17 protein-coding genes and 1 tRNA gene are annotated in these 21,588 nt (G+C 38.7%); 9 read left to right on the top strand and 9 right to left on the bottom strand.

Translation table 11 applies throughout. The features are described from left to right. Window positions 1-140 precede the first annotated feature (140 nt). Both AAHM81_RS02510 and floA read left to right on the top strand, forming a co-directional pair. Window positions 141-524 (top strand): IS110 family transposase, encoded by a 384-nt coding sequence (locus AAHM81_RS02510; protein ID WP_342265760.1) that lies wholly within the window; start codon window positions 141-143, stop codon window positions 522-524. 164 nt (window positions 525-688) lie between these two features. Further along, window positions 689-1,660, top strand: coding sequence for a flotillin-like protein FloA (gene floA, locus AAHM81_RS02505; RefSeq protein WP_342264944.1), 972 nt, complete (start codon window positions 689-691; stop codon window positions 1,658-1,660). 632 nt (window positions 1,661-2,292) lie between these two features. Here the strand turns inward: floA and AAHM81_RS02500 are convergent. Further along, window positions 2,293-3,321 carry an IS5 family transposase gene (locus tag AAHM81_RS02500; RefSeq protein WP_342264943.1) on the bottom strand — a complete coding sequence of 343 codons (1,029 nt, stop codon included), beginning with the start codon at window positions 3,319-3,321 and terminating at the stop codon, window positions 2,293-2,295. Window positions 3,322-4,060: 739 nt separating this feature from the next. Between AAHM81_RS02500 and AAHM81_RS02495 the strand changes: the two genes are divergently transcribed. After that, window positions 4,061-4,276, top strand: a complete 216-nt coding sequence (locus AAHM81_RS02495) for a hypothetical protein (RefSeq protein WP_342264942.1) — start codon at window positions 4,061-4,063, stop codon at window positions 4,274-4,276. 386 nt (window positions 4,277-4,662) lie between these two features. Here the strand turns inward: AAHM81_RS02495 and recJ are convergent, their stop codons facing one another. The 4 genes from recJ to AAHM81_RS02475 form a co-directional block, all read right to left on the bottom strand. Then, window positions 4,663-6,372, bottom strand: coding sequence for a single-stranded-DNA-specific exonuclease RecJ (gene recJ, locus AAHM81_RS02490; RefSeq protein ID WP_342264941.1), 1,710 nt, complete (start codon window positions 6,370-6,372; stop codon window positions 4,663-4,665). A 23-nt stretch (window positions 6,373-6,395) separates the two neighbouring features. Next, window positions 6,396-7,082 (bottom strand): tetratricopeptide repeat protein, encoded by a 687-nt coding sequence (locus AAHM81_RS02485; RefSeq protein WP_342264940.1) that lies wholly within the window; start codon window positions 7,080-7,082, stop codon window positions 6,396-6,398. A gap of 5 nt (window positions 7,083-7,087) precedes the next feature. Further along, window positions 7,088-8,122 (bottom strand): pyruvate dehydrogenase (acetyl-transferring) E1 component subunit alpha, encoded by a 1,035-nt coding sequence (gene pdhA, locus AAHM81_RS02480; RefSeq protein ID WP_342264939.1) that lies wholly within the window; start codon window positions 8,120-8,122, stop codon window positions 7,088-7,090. A 385-nt stretch (window positions 8,123-8,507) separates the two neighbouring features. Further along, a complete protein-coding gene (locus AAHM81_RS02475) occupies window positions 8,508-9,134 on the bottom strand; it encodes a hypothetical protein (RefSeq protein WP_342264938.1) in 627 nt (208 codons plus the stop codon). An 82-nt stretch (window positions 9,135-9,216) separates the two neighbouring features. Between AAHM81_RS02475 and AAHM81_RS02470 the strand changes: the two genes are divergently transcribed. The 4 genes from AAHM81_RS02470 (at window position 9,217) to AAHM81_RS02455 (ending at window position 13,378) form a co-directional block, all read left to right on the top strand. After that, complete coding sequence (locus tag AAHM81_RS02470; protein WP_342264937.1) at window positions 9,217-9,477, top strand: hypothetical protein; 261 nt, start codon at window positions 9,217-9,219, stop codon at window positions 9,475-9,477. Then, window positions 9,474-9,671: a hypothetical protein gene (locus AAHM81_RS02465; protein WP_342264936.1), complete on the top strand. Its 198-nt coding sequence runs from the start codon at window positions 9,474-9,476 to the stop codon at window positions 9,669-9,671. The genes AAHM81_RS02470 and AAHM81_RS02465 overlap by 4 nt, the downstream gene beginning before the upstream one ends. A gap of 681 nt (window positions 9,672-10,352) precedes the next feature. Beyond that, the gene (locus AAHM81_RS02460; RefSeq protein ID WP_342264935.1) at window positions 10,353-11,477 is read left to right on the top strand and encodes a M28 family peptidase; all 1,125 of its coding nucleotides are present in this window, start codon (window positions 10,353-10,355) and stop codon (window positions 11,475-11,477) included. A gap of 50 nt (window positions 11,478-11,527) precedes the next feature. Further along, entirely contained in the window at window positions 11,528-13,378 is a 1,851-nt protein-coding gene (locus tag AAHM81_RS02455; protein ID WP_342264934.1) for a DNA topoisomerase IV subunit B, read from the top strand. A 24-nt stretch (window positions 13,379-13,402) separates the two neighbouring features. Here the strand turns inward: AAHM81_RS02455 and AAHM81_RS02450 are convergent. Next, window positions 13,403-13,474: transfer RNA gene (locus AAHM81_RS02450), tRNA-Arg, on the bottom strand. A 62-nt stretch (window positions 13,475-13,536) separates the two neighbouring features. On the opposite strand from AAHM81_RS02450, the gene ruvC reads away from it, so the two are divergent. Further along, window positions 13,537-14,094 (top strand): crossover junction endodeoxyribonuclease RuvC, encoded by a 558-nt coding sequence (ruvC, locus tag AAHM81_RS02445; RefSeq protein ID WP_342264933.1) that lies wholly within the window; start codon window positions 13,537-13,539, stop codon window positions 14,092-14,094. Between the two features lie 115 nt (window positions 14,095-14,209). Next, entirely contained in the window at window positions 14,210-14,677 is a 468-nt protein-coding gene (locus tag AAHM81_RS02440; RefSeq protein WP_342264932.1) for a hypothetical protein, read from the top strand. A 1,047-nt stretch (window positions 14,678-15,724) separates the two neighbouring features. Here AAHM81_RS02440 and pheS read toward each other — a convergent pair. The 3 genes from pheS to leuS all read right to left on the bottom strand — a co-directional run bounded on the left by pheS (window position 15,725) and on the right by leuS (window position 21,251). Further along, on the bottom strand, window positions 15,725-16,750 hold the full coding sequence (gene pheS / locus AAHM81_RS02435; RefSeq protein WP_342265759.1) for a phenylalanine--tRNA ligase subunit alpha: 1,026 nt from the start codon (window positions 16,748-16,750) through the stop codon (window positions 15,725-15,727). Window positions 16,751-16,760: 10 nt separating this feature from the next. Beyond that, window positions 16,761-18,386 carry a hypothetical protein gene (locus AAHM81_RS02430; protein WP_342264931.1) on the bottom strand — a complete coding sequence of 542 codons (1,626 nt, stop codon included), beginning with the start codon at window positions 18,384-18,386 and terminating at the stop codon, window positions 16,761-16,763. Window positions 18,387-18,470: 84 nt separating this feature from the next. Further along, entirely contained in the window at window positions 18,471-21,251 is a 2,781-nt protein-coding gene (gene leuS / locus AAHM81_RS02425; RefSeq protein WP_342264930.1) for a leucine--tRNA ligase, read from the bottom strand. Window positions 21,252-21,588: the final 337 nt, after the last annotated feature.

Raw genomic sequence — 21,588 nt, 5'->3', positions numbered from 1 at the left:
AGTATTAGATACCGTTTTACACGTTCCGCTCCCAGCTCTTTTCATCTTAAAAACTGCATAGTTCGTGGCCCTTAGAGCCCGTGGTTGCGACGATAGTTTAGAAGATGGATCAATTTAGTATAAACTTCTAATAATATGAAATATATATAGACATTGATATAGCAAAAAGCAGTTTTGTAGCTGCTTTTCGTAAAGGTTCAGGCTTTACTACAGTTACCTATACAAATGATGTAAATGGGATTAATCTATTTTTAGCTCAACTTGATAAATCCTTGCATCACTGTGTTTTAGAGGCTACTGGCAATTATGGTTCTTTATTAGTAGAGATGCTTGTATCAGCTGAGATAGCTGTTTCAGTTGTTAATCCAAGGCAAATCAAACACTTTTCTAAGGCAATGCATCATATAACTAAAACTGATAAGGTAGATGCGCAACTTATTGCTTTGTATGGTTCCAAGAATGCTATATTATTTAATAGTCAACAACATACATTCTTTAAGTTGATAGCATTGACCGGTCAATAACAGGGAGATCTCTTTGCCACATAATTCATGGTTAAACATTTTGATGGTTCATGACAAACCATTAGATTTAAAGCATCCATGTGCTCCTTCTTGATTATAGACGCAGACTTAAAGTTTGGTATAGAGCGGGAGCTATTTGGTTGAAACCCTTATTATATATCATCATGGTCATTGCGCAGCTCTATTTATATCTTTTTCTTATCGTTGTCTGTCTGGTATTTTTTTATTTTTTCCCACTTGGCCTTTGGATTACAGCCCGTTTTTCTGGTGTACAAGTTGGCCTATTTGAGTTGGTTTTTATGCGCATTCGAAAGGTGCCTCCTGCTGTTATTGTAGATGGGCTTATAGTAGCCACTAAAGCGGGCCTTGAGCTGACCCTTATGGAGGTAGAAACCCATTATTTGGCTGGTGGCCATGTGCCATCTGTTATTAAAGCACTTATTTCTGCAGATAAAGCCAATATTAGCCTTTCTTTTAAGCAAGCTACGGCTATTGACCTAGCAGGTCGGGATGTATTTGAAGCTGTGCAAATTTCTGTAAATCCAAAAGTGATCAATACCCCCTCTGTAGCAGCTGTGGCTATGGATGGGATTCAGCTTATTGCCCAAGCCAGGGTTACGGTTAGAGCCAATATTCAACAATTGGTAGGTGGTGCGGGAGAAGAAACCATTTTAGCACGTGTAGGAGAAGGGATTGTTACTTCTATTGGTTCTTCTATGAGTCACAAAGAAGTATTGGCCAATCCTGATACCATTTCACAGTTGGTATTGAATAGGGGTTTGGATGCAGGCACTGCTTTTCAAATACTTTCTATTGACATTGCAGATGTAGATGTGGGCGACAATATTGGCGCCAAACTCCAAATTGATCAAGCCAATGCTGATTTGCGTGTAGCCGAGGCTAAAGCCGAGGAAAAACGAGCTATGGCAGTAGCCTTAGAGCAAGAAATGAAGGCTAAATCTGAGGAAGCAAGGGCTAAGGTTATTTTAGCTGAAGCAGAGGTACCCCAGGCTTTAGCATTGGCGTTAAGAAATGGCCAGTTGGGTGTAATGGATTATTACCGCATGCAAAATATAAAAGCAGATACCCAAATGCGTACGAGTGTAGCAACAGATGAAATACTTCCCAATAAATAGCACTTGATCCCATAATAATACAATATTACAGGAGAATTTTTCAAGCATTAAATGCTATGAAAAAAAGTATACATATGCTTTAAAAAATGGCGCTCTAGTAAAACACGAACACCTGAGCGATATGTGTTTTAGCAGATTAGAAAATCTTCTATTTGAAGCACGCGTAGCGGGCTGAGTTCACGATTTTCCCCTTAAAAACAATTGATTCAGCTATTTACTATCGGGCCAGACTTTTTATCGAAGGAGATAAGAGGGCCCAGCCACAGGCGTGAATAGATACGGTGAATAGATCCTACCTTTCTATTGCAGAACTATTTGTTTTTTTGTATTATCAATTATGTTTAATGATGCAAATTTTCAAGAGGAATAATGGGTTACATTACGCCTCATTAAGATTTTTGCCTTGTTAAGATCAAGCAAATAGCGGAATATCAATAGATTATTGAATATGCTGCGATGATTTTGCTGAGTGGTTGTTAGTATAACTTGAGGCCGTTGTGATAGGTTGAAGGTATAATTTTGATTAATCTTCCAGGGTTATTTCCTTGCCATATTTGATGTTATAGTGGTATAAAACTATTTATTTACTGATTTTTTAGTCATTTTCAATCTATTTTGGACACACCATTCCCCTAGATACCTCTTAATATGATGTTTGGGGACCTATATAAGTTATAGGCTATTGCCTCCATAACATGTTGCGTATGGGTTTTAGCAAGGCCTATATATCTGGCTCCTGAGCTACGGAACCAACTTTTAATACTTCCAAATACCCGTTCTACTTTATAGCGCGTTTTAGATACTAATTTATTAAACCGTTTAGCAGTGGGTGATAAAGGATTGTTTCTAGCCCCTTTTTTCTGAATAGCTGATTTTAACTTCTTTTTCTTTAGTAAATTTTCGTTGGGCGACCCGCTATAGCCTTTATCTGCATAGAGTCTGCTGCCTGATTTTAGCCTTACTTTATCCAATAATACCTGTAAATGCCCACTATCATGACTAGATGCTTTTGTGGTACCTACGGCTAGCACCAACCCCTCTTTGCTTTCCACAAGAACATGCCGCTTATAGCCATAGTAGAGATGATGGCCTTTTTTTATCCAACTTGCTTCTGGATCTACTCCTTTTTGATAACTTTCAGCTGTGGTTATGGTTCCATCTTCATGCAGATCGTAGCTTTTTTTACCTTTAGGGCGTCTAGGGGTAGGGGTAATAGAAGCATCTACAGCTGCTGAACCGTTTTGAACCAATACACCATGATCAGATAGCTGATTATTAATGATATGCAATAACTTTTCTAAAGCATTCTTCTCTGTAAGGGTAGTTCTAAATCTACTTAGTACACTATGATCTGGAACAGAACTATCCATCGAAATACCACAAAATCTGCTAAAAGTGATACGATCATTCACTTCTTCTTCGACTGCATAGTCGCTCAAGCCATACCACGTCTGTAGCAATAGCATTTTGAATAGAAGCAGAGGACTATAGGCCGGTTTGCCTGATAAACGTAAACCTTTAGGATAATGTAATCGGAGTGCTTTTTCTACTACTGACCAATTAACTAGCTTGTTGATTTGATCAAAGAAAGTGTGTTTGCACTTACGCTTATTGGCGGAAATATCTGAAAAACTTAATTGCTTAGTTTGCTTGAGCGACATACACAATATTATTAAAAGTTTTAAGCATCAATACCTAAAAAAATCAATAGAATTTAACCTTTTTTTACCTTCTTCTAAAAAATAAAAAGATACTTTTTATGGCAAATCGTAAAGGTCTATTGCAACGGCCTCAACTTGATTAAATAAATAATATTATGAAAAAGTATACACACTATAGAGTAGGTCTATTTATCGGGCTATTCTGCTTAAGTACCTTATCTGCTTGTGTGAACACAAGGGAAGCATTAGGTGGAGGGAGTCAGGAGAGCCAGCAAGGTTGGAGTCTCCATAGCATGCCAAGATTCGAGATCGGCAATAAGAAAATAATGATGGGTACTTTATGTTCCATATGTTTCACTATGCTCCATAGTTTTACTATGGCAGAAATGGGGCAGTATCTATATGGTCTATATTCTGGAATGGCCAATAGTACGAACACTCAGGAAAGCTTATCCCGAGGTTTGAGTAGTCTCCCTCATCCATATCCGAACTTTTGGCAGAGATGGTAGTAGTGGCTCTAATTTTGCGTACGTGCTTTAGCCATATTACTGAGGTGATAGGACAAAAACAAAGCAATAATTTTAGTACTATTAAGAGTACCATTTAGTATCTTTAGCATACTAAATGTATCTATTTACGTCACTGGTTAATAATGAATTGTATTCCACTTTTTTCTTGATAAAAAAGTGGACAAAAAATCAAGCCCTCGGTAAAAAGTTGGGGACCTCACCCCTTACAGATGGAAAAACAGAAGTCGCCCGCTGCGCGGGCTTCAAAGGAATCTGTTTTTCCTAATCATCTGCAAGGGATGAGGCCTATTTCCCCACTTTTTACAGGGGCATTTTTCTACTATGGACATAGCGTTAAACGCATACGCTACGTTTGGCTGAAAAAGCAAGTGGCTAGTCCATTACCAGCCCCCGCGTCTCCTTCGATAAAAAAAATGGCGCTCTAGTAGACCTCTTGCAAAACCTACTTTGTGATGAGCAATTTTTAGGAGAAGTGTAGTCGAGCACCGCAGAATACTTAATGTATTTGAGGAGCATAGACAAGCTTCGACACCAAAATTGCCATTAGAAATAGGTTTTGCAAGAGGTCTAGTAAAACACTAACACCTGAGTGATATCTTTTTCAGCGGATTAGAAAATCGTCTGTTTGAAGCCCGCTTGCGGGCTGAGTTCACGATTTTCCCGCTGAAAAATATATCGATTCAGCTATTTACTATCGGGCCAGACTTTTTATCGAAGGAGATAAGGCGGCCAGCCAGAGGCGTGAATGGATACTACTAAATTTGTAGGCAATGTTGCCAGAATGGTGCCTAGTATAGGCTCATCTATCCATTCAGGCAACATATGCTGCTTGTTTAATATCCTTTATGATAAGTTGTAGGGATTTATTACCTAAGTAATAATTGTATCCTATAGTATAGGCTATTGAAAATGGTTTTTTATTGGAAACGAGCGGAAAATAGCTTCCTAACCCAAACCCTATCGCTTCATAAGATTGTGCACAATCTACCTGATATAATTCCATTTTAAGATGCTTGCCTTTCATCACATGAAAGGTACGGGCATAAACTTTTTCACTGGCAAATACTGGCGTGGCATTTCCTGGACCAAAGGGGGCCATTTGCATCAAAATGTTTACAAATTTTTGCGTAATGGCCTGAAATGGAATCAGGGCATGAATGATTTGCTGCGGCATCAACAGCTCATCCGTTATGGTTTCGGATACTACTTCCTCAAATTTTTGCTGGAATTTAGCCATATGCGCTAGTGGCATAGTAAGGCCTGCAGCAAACGCATGGCCACCATATTGATGTAAAAGCGGGCTACAAGCAGAAATCGCCTCATAAATATTATAGCCAGGTATCGAACGAGCAGAACCAGTAGCCTGTCCATCAGAAAGCGTTAAAATCACAGTAGGTCTGTAACACTGCTCAATGCAACGGGATGCTACAATACCAACAATACCTTTATGCCAGTCTGGATTAAAAAGCACATTGCTTTTGCTTTGAGGGGGGGCATTTTCTATCATAACCAAGGCCTCTTGTGTAATGGTATGATCAAGCGATTGGCGCAGGAGGTTTTGCTGATCAATAGACTGGGCTAAATGATAGGCTTTTACTGCATCTTGCTCTACAAGTAACTGCACAGCCAAAGAGGCATGGCTCATGCGTCCAGCAGCGTTAATCCGTGGACCTATTTTAAAAACAATGTCAGAAATGGTAATTGTGGTGGCAAAGAATGCCAGTTCCTTTAATGCTTGCAACCCTGGAGAGGGATTGGTCTCTAATTGTTTAATGCCAAAATAAGCCAAAATCCTATTTTCACCTACCAATGGAACAATATCACAAGCGGTGCTCACCGCTACAAGGTCTAAATATTTATAAAGGATGTCAGGCTTTAATCCAGATTGCTTACAAAAAGCTTGTAATAGTTTAAACCCTATACCACAGCCTGATAGCTCTTTAAAGGGATAAGCGCAACCTGACTGTTTTGGATCTAAAATAGCATAAGCTGGTGGTAAGCTGTCTCCTACTTCATGGTGGTCACAAACAATTACATCTATACCCTGTTCAACGGCCCGCGAAATGGAGGTATAAGCCTTTATACCACAGTCTAAGGTAATGATCAGTTGAATACCATCCTGGTATGCTTTTTCTATGGCTTGCATGGAAACGCCATAACCCTCTGTCATGCGGTCTGGTACATAATAACTTACCGTTGCACCAGGTAAGGATTGCAGAAAACTATAGACCATCGCTACAGCTGTAGTACCATCTACATCATAATCACCATAAATTAATATTTTTTCTTTTCTGCTTAACGCTTGCTGCAAACGGGCTACTGCTTGCTCCATGCCTTGCATTAAAAAGGGATCATGCAACTGCGCTAAAGAGGGGCGAAAGAAATGTTTGGCTGCTTCAAAAGTTTCTATCTCTCTATGCACTAAAATAGCTGAAATCGCAGAGGGGGTGCCTAGCACATTTTCTAATCCTGCTACCCGATCAGACGCTTTAACAGATTGAATCACCCACCGTTTGTGCATAAGTGCAATAAAATCTAGTCTAACTATAAAAGAGCAGAGAGGCGACTGGCTTCCTTAATGGCCAACCCACTACCATATTGTGAAGTTGGATATTTTTCTACAATCTCTTGATAGCAATTATAGGCATTTTTATATTGTTTATCTGCTTCAAAAGCAATGGCTGCTTTAACCAAGTAGCCAGGGGTATATACATTATTTTCCTTATAGTGAGCAGCCTTCATGTAATAAACAGCCGCTTGCTTATGGTTTTTTTGTTCACTATAGGCATCACCCATTACACACCAAGCACGGGCTTGTAAGATAAAATCACTAGCCTTAAATCTACTTAAAAAAGAGATTGCTTGATCATATTCCTTTTGGTGCATATAGGCAACTCCTGCATAAAAACAGGCTAAATTGGCTGTTGCAGTATAAGGATATTGTTTAATGACTTCCAAAAAGCCTTTGTGTGGCCCATCCCCTTTTAACGCTTTATCAAAATCACCTGCTTCAAAAGCATAAATCGCTTGAAACACATCATCCTGCGCTTTTAAATTTCTTGTTTCCCTTACATAAAAAAACCAAAAGCAAGCAGCTGCTGCAAGCAAAACAGCAGTAAAGCCAACGATATACCATTTTCGTCTATTTCGCTTGAGCACAGCTACGATTTCTTGGTCCGGCTTGTCTTCTGAAATATTTCTAGGGATACTATTAATGTCTATTATTTTCATAAGATTTAATATTGAAGAAATGGATAATCAATCTGTTTGTACACATAATCATAAACAGTTGCTGGATCTGGAAAGGCAGAAGCCTCTGCAAAAGCAACTGCTTGCGCAATTTGATCCTTTACTTTTTTGTCAATGGCTTCCAGGGCTGCTTCATCCGCAACTTGCTTTTCTAGCATCAATGCTTTAAGCTTAAGGATGGGATCTTGCCCTTTATAGGTTTCTACCTCTTCCTTTGTACGATAGGCAGCAGGATCAGACATGGAATGGCCTCTATAACGATAGGTTACCAGTTCCAACAAAGTGGGCACACCACTTCTAGCTTTTACGGCTGCTCGCTGTACAGCACGGTGTACTGCTTCTACACATAATCCATCTAAGCGTTCTGCATCCATAGCATAACTGCTGCCCAGTCGATAGAGCTCCGTGACATTAGAACTCCGTTCTACTGAAGTACCCATAGCATACCCATTATTTTCAATAACAAAAATAATGGGTAGTTTATACAGCATGGCCAAATTGAAGGCTTCATGGACCGCACCCTGACGCAACGCACCATCGCCCATAAAGGTAATACAAAGATTGTCTGTTTTTTTATATTGCTCAGCAAAGGCAATACCCACCCCTAAAGGCACATGGCCACCAACAATGCCATGGCCACCTAAAAAATGACAGTGTTTATCGAACATATGCATAGACCCTCCATATCCCTTAGAAACACCAGTAGCTTTACCATACAACTCTGCCATGACATGATTCGGGCTACTCCCCAATGCAATTGGATGGGCATGGTCACGATAAGCTGTAATGTATTTATCCCCTTGGCGCAAGGCTGTAACAACGCCAGCGATACAAGCCTCTTGCCCTGTATAAAGGTGACAAAACCCTCGAATCTTTTGCTGCCCATAAAGCTGGGCAGCCTTATCTTCGAATTTACGCAGAAGCAACATCATCTCATACCACTGTGCATAAAAAGGGGAAAGATCTGCTGTATCAATAGGCGAAAAAGAAGGTTTCGCATTAGCTGTAGCTGAAGACACCATGGTTTATTCATTTATTTGATGCACCTTTTGCCTGCAAAGGGTGCTTAACTTGTATTTGTTCACATCACTGGTTAATAATGTATTTTTATCCCCCTTTTTGCTTGATAAAAAAGTGGACAAAAAATCAATCCCTCAGCAAAAAGCTTATATCTTAGCAGCAAATATCGTTAAAATAAAGTGATTATTAACCAAGCTGTGGTTTTGATGGATAAAATGAATTTTATACTTTTTTATGCTATAACAAAATCAAAACTCAAAATTTAAAATAATAAATAAAAAAGCAAATCTAAAAAATATACTATTATAGGTGGTAATCAATAAAATATTAACCTTAAGCTGATGACATTTTGCGAACACTTCCCAGTTCAATAAAAAAGTTGAAGTATCACAACATAGGCCGAGCATGTAAAATAGGTTCTATCTTTTCTTGAAACACTTTCCATGGATCTCTGCTTTTTATTTCAACATTAACCAATTTGATACCTATCTCTTGAATAATAGGATGTTGTTTAATCCGCAGAAAACGATCCGAATCGATTAAGTATTTTTCTTGCTCACCTTTGTATTCAAACTTTTTTCCAGCACGTTTTTTTGCTGCTATATAATCTTCTGTAAGTATAATAGAAAGGAAAGGATACGTATGCCTAATATGTTTAGCAAATAGGAAAAATATTTTTCTAGCCTCTTCCAGTTCCCAATCAGCTAGCTGATTTTGATAGCCAAATGTTTCTAAAAAGGAACCTTTAGAAACTATTATATCGTAGTGATTCCAGTCAACCTGATCAAATATTTCTTTGCTACAGGTAAGGTAAAGCAACGCTTCTGTAAAAGCAGACAACGCTATATGATGATGTACGACTATGTTATTAGCTAACTGGCTGTAGTTAGATCCCTTCGGGTCAGCTATGCAAGCTATTCTTTCCCCCTTTTTTTTAAAATACTCCATTATATAGTTTGTTATTTTTTGTCTAGGAGTACCAGAAATTCCATTAATGGTATATAAAAAAGCCATAACGATTATCTTTTTCTACTTTAACTAAACTAAATTACTAAGCAATGCATCTATCACTAGATAAACATAAAAATTTACCAAAATGAACTACGCAGACCTAGACCATGTCATCATATACATCTTTTTATTAGTTACTTTTTTTATAGGACTATTTGCAGGCAAAGGCTCTAAAACTATGAAAGAATACACTATTTCCGATAAGATGTATGGAGTTATTCCCCTAGTTGCTACTTACTTGGCTACTGATATAGGTGCAGGCAGTGTCTTGAGTGATGCTGCTGCTGTATTCAACAAAGGCATTATTGTTAATATTTCTATTGCCTCTCTCCCATTGCCTATATGATTAGAGCGCTCTTTATTGTTCCTAAAATGGTCTATTTTTCTAATTGTTTAACGCTTGGAGAACTCATGGGTGTATATGGTAGATTCGTTAGAATCACTACAGGTATTTTAAGTGTTCTGAATGCCATTATACATACCAGCATACAATTAACGGCTATTGGTATCATCAGTGAACCCTCAATGGCGTCAACTTAAGGAATTTGTCTTATTTTTTACTCAGCACTGTGATTGAAAACGCATTTTTTCTAGTTTTTCTAGGAGCTGCATTACACGCTTGTATTTGTGCCCCTTATCTCCTTCGATAAAAAGTCTGGCCCGATAGTAAATAGCTGAATCGATATCTTTTTCAGCGGGAAAATCGTGAACTCAGCCCGCAAGCGGGCTTCAAACAGACGATTTTCTAATCCGCTGAAAAAGATATCGCTCAGGTGTTCGTGTTTTACTAGAGCGCCATTTTTTATCGAAGGAGACGCGGGGCTGATAATGATCAGAAAAGCTATTATGGCCACCGATAAAGGAATGCGGCGCTTCAGTAAAGCGAAAGTCTTTAAACAATCTATTGTTCAGCGAACTATAAAATCATATATAGAAAGCCTATGCAGCAGGCTGCATTTATGGTGTTGCATCTAAATAAGAGACATAATGAGTGCTAGGTATTTTTATACTATTTGCTTGATTATTAGTAAGAATATATTAAAAAATAAATACGATTCCAACCCAAATTGATGGATACATACAGCATGGAATAAAGAAAGAGAATCTGGGGTTGCACCTAGACTGGTTGTAAATAGGCACAAACTTTCTGTAAAAAATATAATTCATTATCTTGCCGTTTTGGAGAGCCCTGAAGGGCTAATTATTACTAGCAAACGTTTTATGAATATATTTAACGATAAGGTTCAATATTCTTTTTATTTTGCAGCATTATTAATTGGATGTAGCGTCACTACTTCGAACGCCCTACCAACCGGTAGCTTACCTGTAGATAGACTTATAAGTGAAAATAAAAAAATGCCTATAGACGAAACGCTCAAGGAGCAGCTAAAAGAGCATATAACGGTTTTATCAAAAATTGGTCCACGCAACATAGAAAACCCATTCTATTACCAAAGACTATGCCAAACGGCTCAATACATTATTAATGCCCTTAAAGAATCTGGATTACAGCCAAATACAACTACCTACAGTGCAACGTATAAAGATCAACAATTTGATGTACAAAATATAGAAGTAGTCATTCCATGTAATGAAAGTATATCGAATGATATGGAGGCAAAAAATAACAGAGCTCTCGAATATATTGTAATTGGGGCCCACTACGATACGGTTCGCTCAAGTCCAGGGGCAGATGATAATGGCTCGGGCATCGCTGTCTTATTAGAAATTGCAAGACATTTGCATAACCTGGATCAGAACAAAATTAAGCGTACTATAAAATTAGTAGCCTTCCCGAATGAAGAATGTCCTTATAGCGTAGATCCTAAAACTAAAAAGTTTTTTGGTAGCAATATGGGCAGTGTACAATATGCCAAGCAAGCAAAAGAAAGGGGCGAAAAAATTACAGGTATGATATCGCTTGAAAGCATTAGTTATTTCTCTAACGAACCAAATAGTCAAATCTATCCTTGGTATCTGAAATGGTTAAAATATTTTTATGGAAATCGAGGGAATTTTTTAATGATACTTGGAGACTTAAAGTCAAAGCCATTTCAAAAGAAATGGATGTCATGTTATAAAAAAATAGGTCCTAAGTCCACCACTATACATGCTATCGCTTTACCTGGATGGCTACCAAATGTTTACCGATCTGATCATGGATCCTTTTCTTTAGAAGGATTTCCTGCTTTTATGATTACAGATACAGCTAATTTTAGAAATCCTCATTACCATCAAACAACTGATACAGTAGACACAATAGACTTTAGCCATTTCACAAAAGCAACTAAAAGTTTGATTGCAACCATAGAGCGTCTTGCCTTGGATGATCCATTGCAACCATAGGTAAAGTTTGGTACCTTAACCCATCTATCTAGATATATTATAAAGTCTATATGGCCACTCCTGATTATACAGAAGCTAACATCCGCTCCCTAGCTTGGCAAGAACACCTTCGGCTGCGCCCCGGTATGTATATTGGAAAGTTGGGGGATGGTAGCCTTCCAGACGACGGCATCTATATACTGCTCAAAGAGGTTATTGATAACAGTGTAGATGAATTTGTAATGGGCTATGGCAAAAAAATTGAAATCAAAATAACCAATGACCATCAGGTCTCTGTTCGAGACTTTGGCAGAGGCATTCCATTGGGTAAAGTAGTAGACTGTGTAGCCAAAATTAATACAGGAGGCAAGTATGATAGCCAAGCTTTTCAAAAATCTGTAGGTTTGAATGGAGTGGGTATAAAAGCAGTGAATGCGCTTTCATCCTATTGCAAAGTGCAATCTTTTCGAGATGGGTTAACCAAATCAGCCACTTTTTCTGCTGGAGTATTGGTGGAAGAATCAACTATCCTAGCTACTAATGAACCCAATGGCACCCATGTTGTATTCAAACCAGACGATACTATTTTTAAACAATTTTCTTTTGTACCCCAATTTATAGAAGAACAAATAGCCCATTACACTTTCTTAAACACAGGGCTTATTTTTAACCTAAATGGTAAAAAATACCATTCTCGATATGGACTGCTTGATTTATTACAAGCTAAAACAACTGCTGAGAGCTATGCTTACCCAATCATCCATTTTAAAAAACAGGATATTGAACTATCCCTTACACACCACCACACACTCTCTAGCGAGGTCTATTATACTTTTGTCAACGGGCAATTTACCCCTCAAGGAGGGGCCCATTTAAATGCGTTCAAGGAAGCCATTGTACAAACCGTACGGGCCTTTTATAAAAAGGAATTTGATACCACAGACATCCGAGCTGGACTCATCGCTGCCCTTGCCATTAAGGTCCAAGAACCTATTTTTGAATCCCAAACCAAGACAAAACTTGGCTCCCAACAGATGGGCCCCGAAGGGCCAACGATTCGTAGCTTTATTATTGCTTTTATTAAAAATGAATTAGATAATTATCTACACAAAAATCCCTCTATAGCTGAAGCTTTACAAAAACGCATTCTACAGTCTGAACGTGAACGCAAAGAAATCGCTGGCATTAAAAAGTTAGCCCATGAAAAAACAAAAAAGGCCAATCTGCATAATAAAAAATTAAGGGACTGCCATATTCATTTTAACTCTAAACATCCCAAGCGCACGCATAGTACTATTTTCATTACAGAAGGTAATTCTGCAAGCGGCTCTATTACGAAATCCCGTAGTGTTGAAACACAAGCTGTATTTTCATTACGTGGCAAGCCATTAAACTGCTTTGGACAATCTAAGAAATTGGTTTATGAAAATGAGGAGTTTAATCTATTGCAGCATGCTTTAAACATTGCCAGCGGACTAGATGGCTTGCGTTATAACAAAATTGTTATTGCTACAGATGCAGATGTAGATGGCATGCATATCCGGTTGCTGATATTAACCTATTTTTTACAATTTTTTCCAGAACTAGTATATAGTGGTCATCTTTATATATTGGAAACACCTCTTTTCAGGGTACGCAATAGAAAAACGACCCATTATTGTTACAACGAAGCGGAAAAAGAAGTAGCCATAAAAGCACTGGGTAGCCAATCTGAGGTTACCCGTTTTAAGGGACTAGGAGAAATATCTCCCGATGAGTTTGGACATTTTATAGGAGCAAGAATGCGACTGGTACCTGTAACACCAGCTTCCAAGAGGCCCTTAGAAGATTTATTGGCTTTTTATATGGGCAAAAACACGCCAGAGCGACGGAATTTTATTATTCACAACCTTAGAGTAGAGGCGAACCTACCTGATAGGTAACAAACAAAGTCTAATAGAATAAAGTGGTCTCGGCAGGAATCGAACCTGCATCAAAAGTTTAGGAAACTTCTATTCTATCCGTTGAACTACGAAACCAATGCCCGACTAATTTAGGCAATTGTCAACTTTATTTCAAGATATTTGAACGAAACAAATCTATGCGCGGAAGAATTATTGTAGGACTAGATCCTGGAAGTGTCATTATGGGCTTCGGTATCATTCAAGAAGCGAAAGTGGGCAATGCGATCAAGCTAATAGAACATGGCGTATTCCAATTAAAAAAGTTCAAAGACCATATGTTACGGATGCGCCATATCTATGTGCATATGATGGCATTGTTGCAAAAACATGCACCAGATGAAGTAGCGATTGAGTCGATTTTCTATGGAGCCAATGTACAATCTATGCTTAAGTTAGGCAGGGCACAGGGGGTAGCCATTGCAGCAGCTTTAGCTTGTGAAATACCTGTTACGGAATATGCACCACGTAAAGTCAAACAAGCGGTTACCGGAAATGGCAATGCTTCAAAGGAACAAGTAGCTACTATGGTGGGCCATCTGCTTAACCTATCCACCCTATCGAATTTCTTAGACGCTTCAGATGCACTAGCCATAGCTTTATGCCATAGTCAACAACGCCTATCTTCCCCTGTTAAGCCCAAAAGCTGGTCGCAATTTGTAGCAGCGCATCCCAATCGCAAACTACCCTCTTGTTAATTGTATCTATTCACGTCACTGGTTAATAATGAATTTTATTCCACTTTTTTCTTGATAAGAAAGTGGACAAAAAATCAAGCCCTCGGTAAAAAGTTCCGGAACCCATCCCTTACAGATGGAAAAACAGAAGTCGCCCGCTGCGCGGGCTTCAAAGGAATCTGTTTTTCCTAATCATCTGCAAGGGGTGGGTTCTATTTCGAAACTTTTTACAGGGGCATTTTTCTACTATGGCCATAGCATTGAACGCATACCTGCGTTATGTCCATATCACAACTACCACCCACCATTGCATCTTAATCGCTTTGTTGGTTTAAAAGCTACTTATAGTAGTGTCATATCGGTGTTGGTAGATCTACAGTCGTCCCCATCTCCGTTGGTTCTTTTGGTAGATCTACAGTCGTCCCCATCTCCATTGGTTCTTGAGGATTTTTTTTTAGAAAAAAAAACCAAACGAGATTTGGAACAACGGCAACACTTATTACAACGCACTTTCTTATTATTACTGCTACGAATAGCATACTTAGAACATTTACATTTATGCAGTTCTAAACAGTTTGTACAACCACGCTTGGTGCAACGATGAGCCTCCCGACTAACCATAACCTCTTGAGCAGGACCTTCACAATAAAACTCACATTCTTTACACTTATAGTCACATCTACGCAAAAAGCCCCCTTGAGAATATGATCCATTATTGTTCTTTTCACTATTAGTCTCTTCAGATTGTTCCCCTGAATACATACCCATCTGATGCCCCTTATTACAGCCAATCAGAGGCAACAATACCCATATTGCGCTATATAGCCACTGCATGGTCAAACTAGTTAAAAAGATTAAAAAAATAAATATAGTATTGCATAATTACCCATGATTGAATAATACTAAATATATTTTATATATGCAATATAATAGAGCAAATAGATAGATTAATTTTAATAAATTTATTGTAAATCAGAGAAAATAGAACAGATTTGTGTCTTCCAATAAGAAATTGGATACACAGTAAAAATGCTTAAAAACAGATATTGCAAATACTACAGTTTACTGAAACGTCAATTTTTTATCAGCAGCCATAACGCTCATTTGCTAACGGGAATGAGACTTGCTGCAGCCACAACACTTGGTACAGTACCTTTTTCCCTTACTACACCTACGCGCACATCCACATCGATATTTTATTAAACACTTTTTGCAATCGTTATTGCTGCAACAATGCACCAAGATGCATTGATCAATCTCATAATTAGGACCTTCACAATAAAATCCACATGCTAAACACCTAAAAAGTGTAGACTTAGATGCTTCCGTCTCATCTACTAGCTGATACCTTTGCCCACTGGATCCCGCTCTCTTTATCGCCCATCCGAAGCTCCCACTCAAAAGTTGGCCCAAGAAAGAACCACTTTGCTCTTTTGCCCGACACATCCCTAGTTTATATACCTTATTACAGCCAGTTAAAGAGCATAGCAAAAATAGGATACTGTATAATCGTTGCATAAATATAGAACTAGTTAAAAAGATTAAAAAAATAAATATAGCATTGCATAATTATGCATAATGGAATATTACTAAATATATTTTATACATACAATTTAACAGTCCCAACCAGCCAGATTAATCCTTTAAGGTTTTAGCCAGCTGTAAATTGACGTAAAAAGGCAAGATGATTTTCAGAAAACAGCCGCAGATCATCAATTTGATAGCATAGCATCGCAATGCGTTCTATGCCCATTCCAAAGGCAAAACCACTATATTGCTCGGGATCGATATGGCAATTGGTTAAAACATGAGGGTCAATCATACCTGCACCCAATATCTCCACCCAACCTGTTTGCTTACAAACGGTACACCCCTTTCCTTGGCACAACCTACAATTGATATCTACTTCTGCACTAGGCTCTGTAAAAGGGAAATAAGAAGCTCTAAAACGCAACTTGGTAGCCTTGCCAAACATGGACTCCACAAAATGATAGATCGTACCTTTTAAGTCACTAAAGGTAACATCCGTGTGGATATACATTCCATCCACTTGATGAAAAAAACAATGCGATCGTGCAGAGATTGCCTCATTTCTAAAGACACGCCCCACAGCAATAGAGCGAATGGGAGGGCTTTGGGCAGCACAGGTTGAAATCTGTACAGAAGTGGTGTGTGTGCGCAACAACTGATCTGGATTACGCTGCACAAAAAATGTATCCTGCATATCACGTGCAGGATGGTTATCAGGAAAATTTAATGCACTAAAGTTATGCCAATCTCCTACAATTTCTGGCCCCTCTGCAAGGTTAAAACCAATACGCTGAAAGATAGAGATAATCTTGTTTTGCACAATGGTCAAGGGGTGCAGACTACCCATAACGGGACCAAAAGCAGGAAGGGTTACATCCACAGCTGGCTGTTCCGTAGAGGATGAAGTGGCCGATTCTAGTAGGCTTGCTGCACTTTTAAATTTCTTTTCTGCTGCATCTTTTAAACCATTTAAGGCTGGACCTATTGTTTTTTTTTCTGCAGTAGAGAGCTGTTTGAAAGCTTCAAATAGAGCAGCTATTTGCCCTTTTTTACTAATAAAATCGCGACGAAAGCTTTCTAATGCTGCTTTATCTTGAATAATCGCACTTTCAATTTTTTCCCGTAGTTGGGCAATGCTATCCATCATAATATATAAATTACCATCTATATTGTAGGCCACCTGTAAAGTTGATTTTTTTATCAGGATAACCGGTATAAGCCATATGTTTGCGATTTAGGAGGTTGTTAACCATTAAAAATGCTGTAAATCTTTCAGAGATCAAATAATCTATACCTAAAGAAAGATGTATAACCCTTCTGAGCTCAGTAGCAATACCCTCTATGTCTTTTATAATGGTGGGGCCATGTAGATGCAGCTTACCATTTAATAAAACTTTTTCATGCAGCCTATAGGTGAGTGTTTGCTTCAATTTGTATCGAGGCTTATGGTACCACCAGATAGGCTCTGGTCCATTATCCATATATCGACAATAGCTTCCTTTGATGGTGGTATGGAGTAGTGTGTTGGGTATACTATAGTCAACCAGTCCAGTAGCTTTTAATACATTACAATCCCCTGGATTGTATTTAAGGCTAATTTGCTGGTCTGGACCAGCAACCACTCTGTATTGATGTTTAAGCTGTCGATAGACTATACGTAGATGACAAGCAAGATGGGGCGCAACAACAGCTTTACTACCACCATATAGCTTGAAATATTGATAACGGTGCGATAACTTCTCATTAGAAGCAATAAAAGGATTTTTGGCTACTATATCCTGTAGATGCAATGGCACAACACTACCACCTACGCCCATACCCTTTATACCTATATAAGGAGCGAACCAAGTTGCTACCCCACAACTTACTTTAAACATAGGATAAAGATCAAAACTAGGTATCTTTCCAGGAATTGGATCATTATGATAGGCCATCCTTAAACCAGTTTTGAACTGAATAGCCTTAGGTAGCGTCAAATAAACACTAGGGGTTGCTGAAAAAATAAGACGTGCTTGTTGGGTTTTATCGTTTGTGTAGTCAGCTATATCGTTATAGCTGGTTACTTTTACAGACCAGTTATCCAACTGTTTGCGCCATCTATATGTCAATATTAACAGCTGTTCGTTTATTTTTTTATCATGATAATTCAGTAGGCCCAGCCTTACTTGCCCATCTTGGGTGGAAGATTCAGTGGCCTGCTTCACCAATAGGTTTCCCTTTCCCTGATGGAGTCTACAGGTATGAGCTGTTGTATCGCTATATTTGTGCCAAGCATGCTGGTAACTTAAAGCAGGTTGCAAAAGCCATGACCCCACACCAAATTTGCCTTGTAAGGCAATTGAGGCTTCTGTGGATTTTTTATTCCATAACGCTGGCACAAAAGCTAGGTTAGTCGACCAAATCGCCTTCCCAAAGGGATAGTTGTCTAATGCAATCTCTAGATAAGGGAGTAACAACGAACCAATACCCAACCTACAATAGTGGTTATAGGAAAACGTATTCCCTTGCGCTTCTAAACGAAAGGGAAGATACATTTCAGCTGCAGGATCAAACACTATATCTTCCAGCATCAGCGTTTTTACAGTTGCCAAAGGCTTATTAAGGCTTTTGGCGGTGCGCATGGGTGCTTTAAAAAATAGCCTTTGTTCCTGATTGACTGTATTCTTTTTTTGTTTTTCAATTACAAATTCCGCATCCTTTATTGCCCCTGCCTTAGTGTCTGCGTGGCATAGACCCACAGGTATCGAAAAAAATAAAGAGATGCATAGGCAAGTATATTTCATTTTGCTGTCTTTCATGCCATCAAAGTTATGAATTAATTATTTCCAGGTATAGCACTATAGCATATCCATAGTATCAATACATTATTATACCACTACATTTACCATTTTATTGGGCACAACTACCACATTTTTAGGTGATTTTCCTCCAATCCATTTTTGAATTACACCATTGGCCAATACTGCTTTTTCTATAGCCATAGAGGATGCATCATAATTAAAAACCATTTTAGTACGCACCTTGCCATTCACTGCAATGGCATATTCAAAACTTTTTTCTTCTAAATAAGTTTCATTCCAAAGTGGGAAAGCCACTTCTGTAATATTACCTGTGTTGCCTATCATTTCCCATAACTCAGCAGCCATGTAAGGCGCAAAAGGCTCCAACAGCAAAATAAAATTTTCTACCATAGACTGCGTAACCTTTTCAAAGGTTGACAACCTATTTAGGCAAATCATTAAACTACTTATAGCCGTATTAAAGGAACATTTTTGAATCGACTCTGTTACCTTTTTAATGGTCTGATGGATGATTTTAACCATTTCATGCGTCGGTTCAGCGGTTGCCCACGAAACTTTTGCATGGTGCACAAAACGCCATGCCTTATTGAGAAAACGGGAAGCTCCTTCTATACCAGATAAATCCCATGGTTTCGACTGTTCCAATGGCCCTAAAAACATCAAATACAAACGCAAAGCATCTGCGCCATATTCCGCAATAACCCTGTCTGGATCAACTACGTTATATTTAGACTTAGACATTTTTTCAATTTTACCCCCACATATATATTTACCCTCCTCTAACAGAAAGCCTGCATCCGCAAACTCAGGCCGCCAATTTTTTAATGCTTTTAGATCTAAAACACCTTTTTCGACAAATGTTATTGGGACATACATAGGGATAACCTCATATTTTGATATAAGGCCAGCACTAACAAAAATATTTTGCTCTTTTAAACGATATACTATTGCCGTAAGTTGTTGAATCATGCCCTGATGGAGCAATTTTGGAAATGGCTCATTGATGTCAATATAACCTAAATCATACAACAACTTGGTCCAAAAGCGCGCATAAAGTAGATGCCCAGTTGCATGTTCTGCGCCACCTATATAAAAATCTACCCCTTTCCAATAGGCAGCTTTTTCCTTACTCAAAAAAGCTTCTGCATTATGAGGATCCATATAGCGCAAAAAGTACCAACTAGAACCTGCCCAACCCGGCATTGTATGGAGATCTAAGGGGTATCCCTCTGGTGTAGACCAATTCAATGCATTGCCCAAGGGTGGCGCACCAGATTTATTTGGTTTATAACTACTTACTTCTGGCAATACAAGCGGTAGTTGATCCTGAGCAAGCGCATAAGGAAGGCCATTTTCCTTATAATATATTGGAAAAGGTTCTCCCCAATAGCGCTGCCGGCTGAATATAGGATCTTGTAATCTATAGTTAACCTTATGCCTTCCAATTCTTTTTTGTGTAAGTTGTTGCATAACTTTTTCAGCAGCCTCCGGCACAGAAAATCCATTTAGAAAATCAGAGTTAATCATCCTACCTGTAGGCGCTTCATATGGCCCATCCTCTACAAGCATGGTGCTTTCTATTACAGGCAAGATCAGTAAATCAAAAGATTGAGCAAAGATATAATCCCGTTTATCATGAGCAGGCACACCCATAATTGCACCACTACCATAGCTGGCCAATACATAATCTGCCACCCAGATAGGCAATGGGGCACCTGTAAAAGGATGTATGACACAAGCACCTACAAATACACCACTTAAAAAGGTAGCTTCTGCAAGACGGCTGCGCTCTGAACGATTTTTAGCTTGTTCGATGTAAGCAGTCAGTTCTGCATCGCCCGTTTGCTGCGCCATAAAACTAGCCCAAGGGTGCTCAGGCGCTAAGGCAATAAAACAGGCACCAAAAATAGTCTCAGGCCTTGTAGTAAAAACGGTAATGGTCTCTCCTCGCTGACCTTGTACTCTAAAGGTAATTTCTGCGCCTTGAGACTTACCCAACCAATTGCGTTGCATCTCTTTAGTAGAAAGCGGCCAATCTAAGCCCTCTAAATCGGCTAGCAACCGTTCTGCATAGGCAGTCATACGCAAACTCCACTGCTTCATTTTTTTGCGTACCACTGGATAACCACCCCTTTCAGAAACACCATCTTTCACTTCTTCATTGGCTAAAACAGTCCCCAACGCTTCACACCAGTTGACCGTGCTATCTTTTAGATAGGCGAGTCGATAATGCAACAGTTTGGCTTGTTTTTCTGTTTCAGAAAATGCATTCCATTCCTCAGCCGAAAAAATAGGCGTATGCTCATCACAAGCAGCTTGTACTTTGGTATTGCCTTGGCCATCAAATTCCTGAATAAGGGTCTCAATAGGGGATGCTTTTTGTGTAGCAGTATTGTACCACCCATTAAACATTTGTAAAAATATCCATTGTGTCCATTTATAATAGGCAGGCTCACTGGTATTGACCGATTGATCCCAGTCGAAGTCTAAGGCAACTTGATCCAATTGTGCGATATATTTTTCTATATTTTTTGCAGTAGTAATGGCAGGATGCTGACCAGTTTGAATAGCATGCTGCTCAGCAGGAAGGCCAAAAGCATCAAATCCCATGGGATTCATCACATGATACCCACTATGTTTATAGTAACGAGATAGTATGTCTGAAGCAACGTATCCCATATAGTGGCCTACATGAAGCCCTGATCCTGAAGGATAGGGAAACATATTCAGTATATAGTACTTGGGTACATTTTTAACAATAAAGGAGCTACGATCTATCATAGATTTTTGCGTCTTCCATCTATTCTGCCATTTTTTTTCTATCTCAGTAAAAATATAGGGTTGCATGTTTAATGTTATTCAGTAATCAATAAAATCAATATATATCCTTCTTTAGACCTTCTGCAAAAGCTATTTCTAATGGCAATTTTGGTGTCGAAGCTTGTCTATGCTCCTCAAATACATCTAGTATTCTGCGGTGCTCGACTGCACTCCTCCTAAAAATTGCTGATCACAAATAGCTTTTGCAGAAGGTCTTTTATCTTTTTATATGATGCCAATTTAGTTTAAAACTAACAAGAAAACATATAAATTTATGAACAGACCGATTTCGAAAGCTAATTTTTGATGCCCAATATGATTGATGGGTTGCCTCCTCAGGCAAATACAAAACGAAAATAGCACT

The sequence above is a fragment of the Cardinium endosymbiont of Philonthus spinipes genome, assembly GCF_964030745.1.
Lineage (GTDB): Bacteria > Bacteroidota > Bacteroidia > Cytophagales > Amoebophilaceae > Cardinium.
Note: the sequence above shows the minus strand (reverse complement) of the source record. Positions and strands in the feature narration are given on the sequence as shown.

Coding starts and splice junctions, on each gene's coding strand:
- floA (WP_342264944.1), top strand. CDS start 689: ATGGTCATTGCGCAGCTCTATTTATATCTTTTTCTTATCGTTGTCTGT.
- AAHM81_RS02500 (WP_342264943.1), bottom strand. CDS start 3,321: ATGTCGCTCAAGCAAACTAAGCAATTAAGTTTTTCAGATATTTCCGCC.
- AAHM81_RS02495 (WP_342264942.1), top strand. CDS start 4,061: ATGGAAAAACAGAAGTCGCCCGCTGCGCGGGCTTCAAAGGAATCTGTT.
- recJ (WP_342264941.1), bottom strand. CDS start 6,372: ATGCACAAACGGTGGGTGATTCAATCTGTTAAAGCGTCTGATCGGGTA.
- AAHM81_RS02485 (WP_342264940.1), bottom strand. CDS start 7,082: ATGAAAATAATAGACATTAATAGTATCCCTAGAAATATTTCAGAAGAC.
- pdhA (WP_342264939.1), bottom strand. CDS start 8,122: ATGGTGTCTTCAGCTACAGCTAATGCGAAACCTTCTTTTTCGCCTATT.
- AAHM81_RS02475 (WP_342264938.1), bottom strand. CDS start 9,134: ATGGCTTTTTTATATACCATTAATGGAATTTCTGGTACTCCTAGACAA.
- AAHM81_RS02470 (WP_342264937.1), top strand. CDS start 9,217: ATGAACTACGCAGACCTAGACCATGTCATCATATACATCTTTTTATTA.
- AAHM81_RS02465 (WP_342264936.1), top strand. CDS start 9,474: ATGATTAGAGCGCTCTTTATTGTTCCTAAAATGGTCTATTTTTCTAAT.
- AAHM81_RS02460 (WP_342264935.1), top strand. CDS start 10,353: ATGAATATATTTAACGATAAGGTTCAATATTCTTTTTATTTTGCAGCA.
- AAHM81_RS02455 (WP_342264934.1), top strand. CDS start 11,528: ATGGCCACTCCTGATTATACAGAAGCTAACATCCGCTCCCTAGCTTGG.
- ruvC (WP_342264933.1), top strand. CDS start 13,537: ATGCGCGGAAGAATTATTGTAGGACTAGATCCTGGAAGTGTCATTATG.
- AAHM81_RS02440 (WP_342264932.1), top strand. CDS start 14,210: ATGGAAAAACAGAAGTCGCCCGCTGCGCGGGCTTCAAAGGAATCTGTT.
- pheS (WP_342265759.1), bottom strand. CDS start 16,750: ATGATGGATAGCATTGCCCAACTACGGGAAAAAATTGAAAGTGCGATT.
- AAHM81_RS02430 (WP_342264931.1), bottom strand. CDS start 18,386: ATGAAATATACTTGCCTATGCATCTCTTTATTTTTTTCGATACCTGTG.
- leuS (WP_342264930.1), bottom strand. CDS start 21,251: ATGCAACCCTATATTTTTACTGAGATAGAAAAAAAATGGCAGAATAGA.